The 12734-nt window shown below is 70.6% G+C and carries 7 protein-coding genes; 3 read left to right on the forward strand and 4 right to left on the reverse strand.

The window, feature by feature from the left end; genetic code table 11:
• Positions 1-27: 27 nt before the first annotated feature.
• The gene (mfd, locus tag R2J75_RS03020; protein WP_316411047.1) at positions 28-3405 is read right to left on the reverse strand and encodes a transcription-repair coupling factor; all 3378 of its coding nucleotides are present in this window, start codon (positions 3403-3405) and stop codon (positions 28-30) included.
• Positions 3406-3531: 126 nt separating this feature from the next.
• On the opposite strand from mfd, the gene R2J75_RS03025 reads away from it, so the two are divergent.
• The 3 genes from R2J75_RS03025 to R2J75_RS03035 all read left to right on the forward strand — a co-directional run bounded on the left by R2J75_RS03025 (position 3532) and on the right by R2J75_RS03035 (position 7624).
• On the forward strand, positions 3532-5256 hold the full coding sequence (locus R2J75_RS03025; RefSeq protein ID WP_243332112.1) for a RecQ family ATP-dependent DNA helicase: 1725 nt from the start codon (positions 3532-3534) through the stop codon (positions 5254-5256).
• 107 nt (positions 5257-5363) lie between these two features.
• Positions 5364-6926 carry an IPT/TIG domain-containing protein gene (locus tag R2J75_RS03030; RefSeq protein WP_243332113.1) on the forward strand — a complete coding sequence of 521 codons (1563 nt, stop codon included), beginning with the start codon at positions 5364-5366 and terminating at the stop codon, positions 6924-6926.
• A 116-nt stretch (positions 6927-7042) separates the two neighbouring features.
• Positions 7043-7624 (forward strand): DJ-1/PfpI family protein, encoded by a 582-nt coding sequence (locus R2J75_RS03035; RefSeq protein WP_243332115.1) that lies wholly within the window; start codon positions 7043-7045, stop codon positions 7622-7624.
• Positions 7625-7762: 138 nt separating this feature from the next.
• Here R2J75_RS03035 and R2J75_RS03040 read toward each other — a convergent pair whose 3' ends face one another.
• The 3 genes from R2J75_RS03040 to R2J75_RS03050 form a co-directional block, all read right to left on the reverse strand.
• The gene (locus R2J75_RS03040; RefSeq protein WP_243332118.1) at positions 7763-8353 is read right to left on the reverse strand and encodes a galactose-binding domain-containing protein; all 591 of its coding nucleotides are present in this window, start codon (positions 8351-8353) and stop codon (positions 7763-7765) included.
• 91 nt (positions 8354-8444) lie between these two features.
• Complete coding sequence (locus tag R2J75_RS03045; RefSeq protein WP_243332120.1) at positions 8445-11621, reverse strand: efflux RND transporter permease subunit; 3177 nt, start codon at positions 11619-11621, stop codon at positions 8445-8447.
• Positions 11622-11624: 3 nt separating this feature from the next.
• A complete protein-coding gene (locus R2J75_RS03050; RefSeq protein ID WP_243332122.1) occupies positions 11625-12734 on the reverse strand; it encodes an efflux RND transporter periplasmic adaptor subunit in 1110 nt (369 codons plus the stop codon).

Raw genomic sequence — 12734 nt, forward strand, 5'->3', positions numbered from 1 at the left:
GCCACCGTTCCTGACGGGAAATCCGCGTCAGCCCGCCAGGGCGGCCCAGGCCCGCAGCACCTCCTGGGCCCGGCGGATGGCGGCGTCGCCCGTGCCGGCTAGGGGCAGGAGGACCGTGCCGTCCGGCTGGAATTGGCCGTCCTTCTGGGCACGGATCCAGGCCATCAGCTGGCCGGGGTCCACCTGGGTCTGGGGGCTGAGGCGGAGCTTGAGGCGCCCGCGGTCGGTGGTGACCTCGCCCACGGCCAGGGCCTGGGCCAGCAGGCGCACCCGCAGCAGCTCGAAGAAGCGGGCGCTCTCCTCGTCGTCCTCGGCGATCTGGCCGAAGCGGTCCTCCAGTTCCAGGCGGTAGAGCTCCAGGTCCCGTTCGGTGCGGAGGCGGCTGGCGCGCTTGTAGGCCACGAGGCGTTCGCTGGCCTGGTCCACCCAGCGCCGGGCGATCTGGGCGGGGCCCAGGTCCACCTTGACCTCGAAGGTGCCGCTGGGCTGGCCCTGCAGCTCCTGGAGGGTCTCCTCCAGCAGCTTCACATAGAGCTCGAAGCCGATGTCGCTGATGTGGCCGGACTGCTCCCCGCCCAGGATGTTGCCGGCGCCCCGGAGCTCCAGGTCCTGGGCCGCCACACGGAAGCCCGAGCCCAGCTCGGAGAAGTCCTCGAGGGCCTGGAGGCGCTTGCGGGCGTCCTCCGAGATCTCGCCCTTGCCGGGGATGAGGAGGTAGGCGTAGGCCGGCACGTCGCTGCGGCCCACCCGGCCCCGGAGCTGGTAGAGCTGGGAGAGCCCGAAGGTGTCGGCCCGGTGGACGATGAGGGTGTTGGCGTTGGGCACGTCCAGGCCGTTCTCCACGATGGTGGTGGCCACGAGGACGTCCACGCGGCCTTCCATGAAGGCCACCATCACGGATTCCAGAGCCTCGTCGCTCATCTGGGCGTGGCCCACCCCTACCCGGGCGTCGGGGACCAGGGTCCGGATGCGCTCGGCGATGGAGAGGATGGATTCCACCCGGTTGTGCACCACGTAGACCTGGCCGTTGCGCCGGAGCTCGAACTGGATGGCCGAGGCGATGAGCTCGTCGCTCCACGGGGCGACCACGGTCTCGATGGCCAGGCGGTTCTTGGGGGGCGTCTCGATGAGGCTCATCTCCCGGAGGCCCGTGAGGCTCATGTGGAGGGTGCGCGGGATGGGGGTGGCGCTCATGGCCAGCACGTCGACGTTGGCCCGCAGCTTCTTGAGCTTCTCCTTGTGGCCGACCCCGAAGCGCTGCTCCTCGTCGATGACCACCAGGCCCAGGTCCGCGAAGCGCACCTTGGCGCCCAGCAGCTGGTGGGTGCCGATCACGATCTCGACCCGCCCCGCCTCCACGTCCTGGAGGACGGCCTTGGCCCGGGCGGGCTCCACGAAGCGGTTCAGCATCTCCACCCTGACGGGGAAGGCGGAGAAGCGCTCCTTGAAGGTCCGGTAGTGCTGGAAGCAGAGGATGGTGGTGGGGCAGAGCACGGCCACCTGGGCGCCGGACAGGGCCACCTTGGCGGCGGCGCGCATGGCCACCTCGGTCTTGCCGAAGCCCACGTCGCCGCACAAGAGGCGGTCCATGGGGGCCTCCCGCTCCAGGTCCGCCTTGATGGATTCGGTGGCCTCCACCTGGTCCGCGGTGGGCTCGAAGGGGAAGGTGGCCTCGAACTCGGCCATCTCGGGGCCGTCGGGGGGGTAGGCGCGCCCCTTCTCCATCCGCCGCTGGGCGTAGAGCTTGAGGAGCTCCTCGGCCATGTCCCGGATGGCCTTCCGGGCCTTGCGCTTGACCTTGGCCCAGGAGGCGCCCCCCAGCTTGTCCAGGGGGGCCTGGCCCCCGTCGGGACTGACGTAGCGCTGGATGAGGTCGGCCCGCTCCAGGCTCACGTTGAGGCGGCCCCCGTCCGCGTAGCGGAGCTGGACGACCTCCTGCTCCTCGCCGCCCACGGTGAGGGCGGCGAAGCCCACGAACTCGCCGATGCCGTGGTCCAGGTGGACCACCCGGTCCCCGGGCTTCAGGTCCCGCAGGTCCGAGAGGAAGGGGGCGGTGCGGCTCCGCTTGGGCGGCGCGGCCATGGCCCGCCGGCCGAAGACCTCGCGCTCCGTGAGCACCAGCAGGCGGGGCTCCTTGAGGAAGGTGCCGGCCGAGAGGCCCAGGTGGAGGGCCCGGCACCCGGCGCGGGTGCCGTAGGACACGGGCAGCTCCCGGTCCTGGAGGATCTCGGCGAACCGGTCCCGCATGCCCGGGGTGGAGCCGGCCAGGAAGACCCGGTGGTCCGACAGGGCCAGCTCCTGGAGGTGCTCGCCCAGCTCCCCGAGGCGGCCCTGGTACTCCCGCACGGGCTGGGCCTGGAGGGGCACCGTGGCCTCGCTCTGCCATTCGGTCAGCAGGAGGGAGGTCCGGCTGGGGTCGGAGGGCAGGAAGCGGTCCTCGAACTCGGGGCAGACGACGCCGCCCCGGCGCAGCACGGCGAGACTCTCCCGGATGCGTTCCCCCTCGCGGTCGGCGATGGCGTCGGCCCATTGGGGCTCCAGGCGCACCCGCAGGCAGGGCGGCACCCAGTGGGTGAGCTGCCCCTTGGGGTGGGCCAGCAGCGGGTAGAAGAGCTCCTCCCCGGGGAAGTGGCCCTGGGTCGCCAGGCGGGACCGGCGGAAGTCCAGGTCGTCGCCGGGGTCGGGGGTGAGGGCGGCCCGGGACGCCACGGCCTCCAGGAGCCCGGCCCGTTCCCCCTCGAAGCGGGGGTAGAGGGTCACGGCCTCCAGGGCGTCCCCGGTGCGGCGCTGGGTGTCGGGGTCGAAGGGGGAGATGCGCTCCAGCTCGTCCCCGAAGAACTCCAGGCGCAGGGGTGCCTCCAGGTGGTCCGGCCACAGGTCCGCGACGAGGCCCCGGGCGCTGAACTCCCCCGGGCTCCCCGCCAGCTCCACGCGCCGGTAGCCCAGGGCCGCCAGGGTCTCCAGCAGGAGCTCCCGGGGCACCTCCGCGCCCTGGCGCAGCTCCAGCCGCTGCTTCTGGAACCAGGTGGGATGGGGCAGGCGCTCCCGGGCGGCGAGGGGCCCCGTGACCAGCACCTGGACCCGGTGCTCCAGCAGGCCCACCAGGGTCGCCAGGCGCTCCTTGAGGACCATGCCCGGGGGGCTGCTCTCGCCGCCGGCGAAGGGGGCCAGGCCGGGGAAGTGGGCCACGTGGGCGTCGGGGAGGAGGACCGCCAGGTCGTGGGCCAGGGTCTGGGCGTCCGGCTCCGTGGGGGCGTCCACCCAGAGGGCGCGCTGGCGCCCCCCCTCCTGGCTCCAGGCCGCCAGGATCAGGGCCAGGGCCGTCGGCGAGGTCCACCGGAGGCGGGCCCCGGGCTCCGCGAGGGCCTTCGCCGGAGCCTCCATCAGGCGGAGGAGGTCATTCACGGCGGCGCGGTCCCGGCTTTCCATAACCCTTCCAGTGTGCCCCAACCGGGGGCCGGCGGTCACGGCGGCGAACGAACGCCGCCCCAAAGCTGACGAGCAGCCATCGCTCCGGTGTACCTTGGAGGGATGCCGCCGGCCCCACCGACCCTTGAAACCGAGATCCAATCCCTCCGTGCCCTGGTGGCGGCCGGGGACACCGAGGCCGCCGGCGGGGCCCTGCAGGCGCTGCGGGGCCGCTACCGGCAGGAGCCCAAGGCGTTCGGCCCGGAGGACCTCCAGGCCCTCAAGGAACTGGCCCTGGCCGTGCGCGCCGGGGGGGACCTGCGGCCCCGCCTGAAGGAGACCTTCGGCTACGACCGGTTCCGCCCGGGGCAGGAGGAGGTGATCCGGGCCGTCCTCTCCGGCCGGGACTGCCTCGCCGTGATGCCCACCGGGGCCGGCAAGTCCCTCACCTACCAGCTTCCCGCCCGCATCCTGGGGGGCACCACCCTCGTGATCTCGCCCCTGATCGCCCTGATGAAGGACCAGGTGGACGCCCTCCAGGAGGCGGGGCTGCGCGCCACCTTCCTCAATTCGAGCCTGGATCCCGCCGAGCGCATGGAGCGCATCCGCCAGCTCCGGCGCGGCGAGATGGAGCTGGTCTACGCCGCGCCCGAGGGCATCGAGCAGAGCGTGGGGCCGCTCCTGGACCAGCTGGACCTGCGCCTCATCGCCGTCGACGAGGCCCATTGCATCAGCCACTGGGGCCACGACTTCAGGCCCGCCTACCGGAACCTGGCCGGGCTCAAGGCCCGGTTCGGGGGCCTGCCCGTGCTGGCCCTCACCGCGACCGCCACCGACGAGGTCCGGCGGGACATCGTGGCCCAGCTCGGGATGGCGGATCCCTTCGTCCACCTCGGGTCCTTCCTCCGGACGAACCTGAAGCTCCACGCCGTGAAGAAGGGCGGCGACGGTCCCGGGGTGCGGGACGCCGTGCTGCGCCTCGTGCGGGCCCGGCCGGGCCAGAGCGGGATCGTCTACTGCCTGTCCCGCAAGGCCGCCGAGGCCACCGCGGACTTCCTCCGGGAGAAGGGCATCCGCGCCCTGGCGTACCACGCGGGCCTGGACCCCGCCGAGCGCGATCGCGTCCAGGAGGCCTTCCGGCGGGACGACGCCGAGGTGGTGGCCGCCACCATCGCCTTCGGCATGGGCATCGACAAGAGCAACATCCGCTACGTCATCCACCGGGACATGCCCCGCAGCCTGGAGGGCTACTACCAGGAGATCGGCCGCGCCGGCCGCGACGGCGCCGACGCCGACTGCGTCCTGTTCTACTCCTGGGCCGATGTGCTGAGCCTCGAACGGTTCCTGGACGGCCTGGATCCCGCGCAGGCCTTCGTCCAGCGCAAGCAGATCCGCGCCATGTACGCCTTCGCCGAGCGCGAATCCTGCCGGCACCGGGCCCTCGTCGCCCATTTCGGGGAGCGGGCCGGGGACTGCGGGGACGCGTGCGACCTCTGCTCGGGCCGGGACGTGGTCGGCGAGGCGCTGAGGGCCGCGGCCCGTGCGGGCAGGACCCGAAAAGTTCCCACGGAAAATATTCAGAAATCACGCACTTGGGCGTCCGGGGAGGAGGCCGCCGATCCCGGCGAGGCCTTGTATTTGAAACTCAAGGCCTTACGGAAACGGATCGCGGACGGCAAGCAGCTGCCCGCCTATCTCGTGTTCAGCGACGCCACCCTCCAGGAGCTGGCGCGGAGCCGCCCCGCGACCCTCAGCGAAATGCTTGCCGTCAGCGGAGTTGGGCCGAGAAAGCTGGACCTCTACGGCGCCGATTTCCTGGAGGCGATCAACGGCGATCCGGGCGCTTGACCCCCTTCTGGACAAACCGTTAACCTGCCTTGGGGTTGTCAATCACTTCAGCACATTCCCGGAATGGCCCCGCCGAGGAGTGGTCACAGCTGAGCAAGGATCACGACATGGTCGTTCGAAACGTTTTGACGCTGGTGCCCGCCGTCTGCATCGCAGCGGCGCTGGGTTGCAGCAAGAAGTCCGATCCGTCGGCCTCGTCGGCCCCCGTGATCACCTCCTTCTCGCCCTCGGAAGGGCCCATCGGGACCGTGGTGACGCTCACGGGCACGGGCTTCGACGGCACGACGAGCGTGAGCGTCGGCGGCGCGACCGCGACCTACAGCCGCCAGAGCGACACCAAGCTCACGGTGACCGTGCCGGATGAGGCCATGTCCGGCGTCATCGGCGTGGTCAACGCCAAGGGCACGGGCGGGACCTCGACCTCCTTCTACGTCACGCCCAAGGTGGACACCCTCTCGCCGACCAGCGGCTCCGCCGGGACCACCCTCACCCTCACCGGGTCGGGCTTCGTGGGCGCCACCAAGGTGACCTTCCCCTCCCAGTCCGGGGGCCGGCTCACCGCCAACTTCTACGTGAACAGCGCCACCCAGGCCCAGACCGTCGTGCCCCTGGGCGCGGTGACCGGCGCGATCCAGATGACCTCCTCCAGCGGCGTCGTCGCCACGGGCCCCAGCTTCACCTGCACCACGGGCGCCGTCACGGCCCCGGTGCTGGACGCCTTCGCCCCGGCCCAGGGCCTGGCCGGCGGCACCGTGACCCTCACGGGCTCCGGCTTCACCGGGGTCTCCGAGGTCAAGATCGGCACCGTCGCCTGCTACTTCACCCTGGTGTCCGACACCCAGATCACCGTCCAGGTCCCGCAGGAGGCCGAGTCGGGCTTCGTCCAGGTCAACAGCGCCCTGGGCAACGCCTCCTCCGCCACCCGCTTCATCGTCGCCCCCACGGTCACGGCCTTCACGCCCGGCACCGGCGCCGCCGGCGCCCTGGTGACCCTCACCGGCACCGGCTTCAAGGGCGCCACCCAGGTGACCTTCGGGAACAGCGTCCCCTCCACGTTCTACGTGCGTGACGCGAACACGATCCTGGCCAACGTCGCCGCGGGCTCGGCCACGGGCCCCGTCAGCGTCGTCTCCAACGGCGTGACCGGCACCAGCGCGGCCTCCTTCACCTACCTGGCCGACGCGACCGCCGCGCCCGTCATCGCCGGCGTCAATCCCGCCTCCGGCGGCGTGGGCATCGCCGTCACCGTCACGGGTTCCGGCTTCACCGGCGCGACCGCCGTCAAGGTCGGCGAGGCCGACGCCGCGTTCAGCGTCGACAGCGACACCCAGATCACCGTGACGGTGCCCAGCGCCGCGACCACGGGCTTCATCTCCGTCACCAACGCCAAGGGCGTCGCCGGCGGCTCCACGAGCCTCTTCTCCGTCACCCCGGCCCTCACGGGCTTCACCCCGGCCCAGGGCCAGGTGGGCGCCCAGGTCACCCTGGCGGGCTCCGGCTTCAAGGGCGCCACCCAGGTGCTCTTCGGCGGCGTGGCCGCCAACTTCTCCGTGACGAGCGCCAACGCGATCGTCGCCCAGGTTCCGACCGGCGCGACGACCGGCAAGGTCTCCGTGACCGCGTCCGGCGCCACCGTCCAGAGCGCCACGGACTTCACCGTCACGCCCTGAGGCTCCCGGGCAGACCAGGCAAGGGCCCCGCGCGCGGGGCCCTTCTTCGTTGCAGTTCCCGGACGCCCAGGTATAGTCTCAAGCGCATCCCAACCCCCTTTCTGCTGGAGGCGCGCATGGCGGCCAAGAAGATCCTGATGCTGGTGGGCGACTACGTGGAGGACTACGAGGTGATGGTCCCCTTCCAGATGCTCCTCATGGTCGGCCACGCCGTCCACGCGGTGTGCCCCGGAAAGAAGGCCGGCGACTTCGTCCGCACGGCCATCCACGACTTCGAGGGCGACCAGACCTACAGCGAGAAGCCCGGCCACCGCTTCACCCTCAACGCCGACTTCGACGCCGTCGCCGCCGAGGCCTACGACGCCCTCGTGATCCCGGGCGGCCGCGCCCCCGAGTACCTCCGCCTGAACCCCAAGGTCCTGGACCTCGTGAAGGCCATGGCCAAGGCCGGCAAGCCCATCGCCGCCATCTGCCACGGCCCCCAGATCCTGGCCGCCGCCGGCGTCGTCTCCGGCCGCCCCTGCACCGCCTACCCCGCCGTGGGGCCCGAGATCACCGAGGCCGGCGGCCGCTTCGAATCCATCCCCGTGGACGGCGTCCATGTGGACGGCAACCTCGTCACCGCTCCCGCCTGGCCGGCCCATCCCGCCTGGATCGGCGCCTTCCTGAAGGTGCTCGGCAGCCGCGTCGAGGCCTAGCCCGGCTTTTCGACCCTTTCGATGCCATGGCCCCTGGGCCACGCCTCACCCGGCCCCACCATCCGAGTGCTTCGACTTGCGGATGAAGGAGACCGGGTGGGGGCGGAAAGCTGGGCAGGCGTCTGCGGACGGAGGGGTTCAGAAGGACGGCGGGTCCTCCGCGCCGGCCGGCATGTTGCCCGTCGGCGCGGCCATGTCGGCCTGGGCCGAGTGGCCGTAGATCTGGATGCTGTTGAGATGCAGGTAGTTGGTGCCGGGGAGGCGGAGGCACACGTACCGGGCCTTGGGCGCGGGGCCGTTGGCGCCGCCCCAGGTGAAGGTGTAGGCCTTGAAGCTGGGGGGCACCTGGAACCCCTTCACCAGGGTCGGGGTGGGGGGCGCGGGGGCATTGGGGCCGTCCGGGCCGATCCACAGCTGGAGTCCATTCGCCCTTTCGGCGAGGATGGCCCGGTTCTTCACGACGATCTTGGAGAGGGTGTAGACCTGGCCCAGGTCCACGTACCAGTAGGGGTTCTGCTGCAGCTGGGTATGGAAGGCCAGGTCCGGGACGGGCCCCGTGCTCATCAGCTTCGCGGCGTTGCCGTAGTCCTTGCGGTTGTTCGCGTAGACGGAGCTCTGGTAGGCCTTCAGGCTGGGCGTGGAGATGACGGTGTCCAGGGTCCCGCTCTCCTGGGCGGACAGGCAGGAGGCGGCCAGCAGGCACGCGCAGAAGGAAAGAGGGCCGGACATGGGGACTCCGTGGGTGGTATCGAAAAGATAATTAATTAATCGATCGCCGCAAGGCCCTCCGCAAAAAGGGCCCCTTGCGGGGCCCCGTCGGTCACTTGTCTGTTGGTTTCAGCCGGCCCTTCGCCCAGGCCCAGGCCTTCGCCCAGGAGAACCCGTCCAGCAGGTCGAAGAACACCGGGATGACGATCAGGGTGAGGAGGGTGGAGGTGATGATGCCGCCGACCACCGCCCGGGCCATGGGGGCCCGCATCTGGGCGCCGGCGCCCAGGGCGAGGAAGAGGGGCAGCATGCCGCCGATCATGGCGAAGCTGGTCATGAGGATGGGCCGCAGCCGGGTGGTGCCGGCCTCGATGAGGGCCGCCTTGCGGTCCATGCCGTGCTCCCGCATGTTCTGGAGGGCGCGGTCCACCAGGAGGATGGCGTTCTTGGTGACCAGGCCCATCAGGAGGATGAGGCCGATGGAGGTCATCATGCTGTTGGCGTCGCCGGTGATGAGCAGCATCACCACCATGCCGACCATGGACAGCGGGAGGCTGAGCATGATGGTGATGGGCAGTTTGAAGCTCTCGAACTGGCTGGCCAGCACGAAGTAGATGAAGCAGACGGCCATGAGCAGGGCGGTGCCCATGTAGCCGGCGGTCTCCTTGTTGTTCCGGGCGGAGCCGGTGAAGACCACGTCCACGCCCTCGGGGAGCTGGCCGGCCTTCTTCATCTGGGCCAGGCGCTGGTTGGCGTCGGCGACCACCTCGTTGAGGGTGCGGCCCTCCTTGTTGGCGGTGATGAGGATCTGGGCCTGGAGGGCCCGGCGCTGCAGCTTGCTGGGGGCGGTGGTCTCCTCGAAGCGGGCCACGTTGCTCAGCTTGACCTGGAGGTTGTTGCCGGCCTTGTCCTTCTTGGTGGAGCCGACGGTCATGACCTCGAGCTGGTCGCCCCGGCTGCGGTCCGGATCCGACAGGCGGACCGTGACGTCGTACTGCTCGCCGCTGGCGGGATCCTCGTACTTCGCCACATCGGTGCCGTCCACCAGGGGGCGGACCAGGGAGGCCACGGTGTAGGGGCTCACGCCCAGGTCGGAGGCCTGGCGCCGGTCCACGGCCAGCCGGAGCTCGGGCTTGCCCTTGTCGCGGCTGCTGGTCACGTCCACGATGCCGTCGATGCCCTTGAGCATGTCGAGGACGAGGGGCTCGGCCTTCTCCATGGTGCGCCGGTCCGGGCTCATGACGGCCAGGGCGATGGGCTTGCTGTCGCCGAAGTCGGAGACGGCGCTGATGTCGGTTTCGACGCCGGGCATGGCGCGGAAGCGGTCGCGGAGCTCGCGGCGGATGAACTTCATGTCCCGCCGGTGGCCCTCGGTCAGCTTCACGTAGATGGTGCCCTCGGTGATGGTCCCGTTCAGGCCGGTGCCGATGGTGGTGTAGACGTGCTCCACCTCGCGGCTGGGCTGGCCGTCGGGGGTGGTGCGGATCATGGTCTCCAGCTGGGCGGCCTTGGCCTTGGCCGCCTCCAGGCTCGCTCCGGCCTCGACCTTGAAGCCGACCTGGAAGTCGCCGCGGTCGTAGTCGGGCATGAAGTCGCCCCCGAGCATGCCGGAGAGGCTCATGGCGAGGACGAAGCTGCCCAGGCCCACGCCCATGACCGCGGCCCGGTGGGTCATGGCCCACTCGATGCCCTTCTTGTAGGACTGCTCCCACCCGTCGAGGCGGTCGTTGAACCAGTCCACGGTCCGCATGATGAACCGGCGGTGCCCGTGGTGGGACTCCTGGTAGCCCTTCTCGTGCTCGGGATCGGGCCAGACGGCGCTGAGCATCGGGTCGAGGGTGAAGCTCACGAAGAGCGACACGGCGACGGCGAAGGCGACGGTGATGCCGAAGCTGAAGAAGAACCGGCCCACGATGCCGCCCATGAAGGCGACGGGGACGAACACCGCGAGGATGGAGAGGGTGGTGGCGATGACGGCGGGGCCGATCTCGGCCGTGCCTTCCCGGGCCGCGGTCACGTGGTCCTTGCCCATCTCGGCGTGCCGGGTGATGTTCTCGCGGACCACGATGGCGTCGTCGATGAGGATGCCGATGGCCAGGGAGATGGCCATGAGGGTCATGGTGTTCAGGGTGAAGTCGAGCCCCTTCATGATGGTGAAGGTGCTGATGACGGACACCGGGAGGGTTAGGCTGGTGATGATGGTCGAGCGCCAGCTCTTCAGGAAGTAGAAGACGATGACGACGGTGAGGAGGCCGCCCAGGATGATCGACACCTCCACGTCGTCCACCGAGTCGACGATGAACTTGGAGTTGTCCTTGGCCTTCACGGTGGTGACCCCGAGCCTGGCCAGCTCCGGCTGGAGAGCCTTCACGGCCGCGTCGACCCGCTGGACCATGGCGACGGTGTTGCCGCCGATCTGCTTCTGGATCTCCAGGGCGACGGCGTCCACGCCGTCCATGCGGGCCAGGCTGCGCTTCTCCTTGATGCCGTCCACGATCCGGGCCACTTCCTGGAGCTCGACGGGACGGCCCTGCCGGTTGCCGACCACCACGTGGGCGAAGTCCTCGACCTTGCGGGCCTTGGCGTCGACGCGCACGGAGATCTCGCGGGTGGGCGTCAGGAGGTTGCCGCTGGGGATGGCCATGGTGTCCTGGCCGAGCGCGCCCATGACCTGCGGGAGGGTGAGGCCCAGGGCCTCGAGGCGCTGGGGATCCACGTTGACGAGGATGTTGCGGGTGGAACCGCCCACGACCTCGGCCTTGCCGACCCCGGGGATGTTCTCGATGCGCCGCTTCAGGAACTCGTCGGCGATGCGCGTGAGCTCCCGCGGGCTCATGTCCTTGTGGGTGTCCAGGGGCCGGACCACGAGGCTCAGCACGGGAAGCTGGGCCGGGTCGAACTTCTGGATGATGGGTTCCTTGATGGTGTCCGGCAGGTTGCGGCGGATCTGGCCCACCTTGGAGCGGACGTCGTCCAGGGCCTTGTCCAGGTCCCGCTCGATCTCGAACTCGATGGTGACGGTGCCCAGGCCGTCCTGGCTGGTGGAGCTGATCTCCCGCACCTTCTCGACGGGATTGACGGCCTCCTCGATCTTCTTGACGACGTCCTGCTCCACGGCGTCGGGGCTGGCGCCGGGGTAGACGACGCTGACGGTCACGACGGGGATGTCGACCTTGGGGAAGCTGTCCAGGCCCAGGCCCTTGATGGAGAAGAGGCCCAGCACCACGAGGGCCAGCATGACGCAGGTGGTGAGGACGGGCCGCTTGATGGAAAGGTCGGAAAGGAACATGGCTCAGTTCCCCTTCGCGGCGGCGGGCTGGAGGCGGGAGCCGTCGGCGACCAGGTCCCGGCCCTGGGCAACCACCTGGGTGCCCGTGGCGAGGCCGTCGACGGGGCGCCAGCCGCCCTGGTCCTGGCCGACGGTGACCCGGCGGCGGCGGGCGACGCCGTTCTCGTTGATGTAGACGTCCGCGTCCCGGCCCACGGTGGTGAGGATGGCCGAGGGCAGGGCGGGGCGGGGGACCTCGCCCTCGCCCAGGATCTCCCCTTCCGCGAAGAGCCCGCTCTTGAGGCGGCCGTCGGGGTTGGGGACCTCCAGGCGCACGCGCAGGGTCCGGCCGTCCTGGAGGACGGAACCGCTCACCTGGGCGAGGGTGGCCTGGAAGGGGGCCTCGAAGCCGGGGACGCGGAAGGTGGCCTTCATGCCGGGCTTGATGTGGGCGACCATCTCGCTGGGCAGGTCGGCGACGATCTCCAGCTTGCGGTTGTCCACCAGGTTGAAGGCGGTCTGGCCGGGGCTGAGCATCTCTCCGGGCTGGACCATGCGCTGGGCCACCTCGCCCGCGAAGGGGGCGGTGAGCCGCGACTTCTTCAGGCGGGTGCGGGCCAGGCCCAGGTTGCTCTCGGCGGCCCGGGCCACGGCCATGGCCGCGTTGTACTGGGTCTCGGCCAGCTGGGCGGACTGTTTGGTGACGGAGCGCTTCTCCAGGAGGCTCTGGGCCCGGTCGTTGTCGCGCTTGGCCTGGGCGGCCTGCACCTGGGCCTGGGCCAGCTGGGCCTCGGCGGCCTGGACGGCGAGGAGCAGCTCATCCTCGTCCTGGGCGGAGAGGAGGGCGCCGGCGCCCACCCTGTCGCCTTCCTGGACGGCAACGCGGGTGATCCGGCCCGCGACCTCGGCCTTGAGCTCGGCGCGGTTCACGGCCAGGAGGGTGCCCGTGAAGGGGAGGGTCGCCCGGAAGGGGTGGTTCTCGACGGCCGCCAGGGTGACGGGCACGAGGCCCTCCACCTTCTGGCCGCGCTGCTTGGCCAGCTCGTGGTTGCGCTGCACGCGGTGGTAGCCGATGGCGCCGGCGGCGAGGGCCAGGGCGAGGGCGGTGTAGACATAGGTACGGGTGGGGTTCAT

This window comes from Mesoterricola sediminis (assembly GCF_030295425.1).
GTDB classification, from domain to species: domain Bacteria; phylum Acidobacteriota; class Holophagae; order Holophagales; family Holophagaceae; genus Mesoterricola; species Mesoterricola sediminis.